The sequence below is a fragment of the Mycobacterium sp. E3247 genome (assembly GCF_001667785.1).
Classification (GTDB): domain Bacteria; phylum Actinomycetota; class Actinomycetes; order Mycobacteriales; family Mycobacteriaceae; genus Mycobacterium.
Map to the genome: position 1 here is coordinate 1 of NZ_LZJG01000055.1, position 1036 is coordinate 1036.

Consider the following 1036-nt stretch of genomic DNA (forward strand, 5'->3'; position numbering starts at 1 on the left):
GACTTGGTGAGGTTGTTCAGGCCGGCTTTGGCCGCCGCATAGACGATGGCGTGGCCGGCGCCGATTTGGGCGGAGATGGTCGAGATGTTGACGATGTTGCCGCCACCGTCGGCGGCCATCCGGCTACCAATCAGCGCGCTGAGTCGGAAGGGACCCTTGAGATTGAGTGCGATTGTCTTGTCGAACAGTTCCTCGCCGATCGAATCCACACTGTCGTAGCGCAACGAGGAGCCCGCGTTGTTGACCAGGATATCGATCCGGCCGGCTGCCCCATAGGCCTGAGCGACCAGGCCGTCGCATTCCGACCAGCGGTTCACGTTGGCGGGCAACGCATACGCGCGCCGCCCGCTGGCGGCGATCTCTGCGGCGGTTTGTTCGCAGGCGTCGGCTTTTCGGCTCGTCACGATGATGTCGGCGCCGGCAGCGGCCAGTCGTGCGGCGATCGCGCGCCCGATGCCCCGGGTGGCGCCGGTGATCAACGCGGTACGTCCGGACAGGTCGAAGCCGTCGGTCACGACATGCGCTCCTCGGGCCGGTCGAATCGAGCGAGTCCCTCTTCCAGCACGGCCAGCGCCGCGCCGATGCGAGCCGCTGGATCACCGCGGCCGCCGGACTGCGACCAAGCGCCGAATTCCGCTGCCGCAACCGCATTCATCGCGGTCACGATCACCCGGTCCTGGCCACGGGTCGTGGCGGTGCTCGCCGGGAAGCGGGCCACGACCTGCTCGACCAGATCGGAATCGTTGAGCAGCCGATGGCCTCGGCTGCGGGCGTTGAGTTCGGGCGCCCGCGCGAGGATGCTGCCCAGCTGCGCGGCCCGCGACCGGTCGGCCGGTTCGACGCGAGAGGTCGACAGGAATGCCTCACGCAAGGCGGTGACGGAGCCTTCTTCGGCCGGGCGGGCGGCCACCGCGGCGACCAGACGGTCCCACAGGTGGCGTTCGTAAGCCAACAGCACATCGTCCTTGGATGCGAAGTACCGGAAGAAGGTGCGCTCGGAGATTCCAGCGGCGGCGCTGATGTCGCCTACAGTAAC

2 protein-coding genes are annotated in these 1036 nt (G+C 67.8%); both read right to left on the reverse strand.

The window, feature by feature from the left end:
- Positions 1 to 479, reverse strand: a 479-nt coding sequence (locus A9X04_RS03045; protein WP_231985650.1) for an SDR family NAD(P)-dependent oxidoreductase, incomplete at its 3' end; no start/stop codon positions are given.
- A 32-nt stretch (positions 480 to 511) separates the two neighbouring features.
- On the reverse strand, positions 512 to 1036 hold a 525-nt coding region (locus A9X04_RS03050), incomplete at its 5' end, for a TetR family transcriptional regulator (protein WP_067917631.1).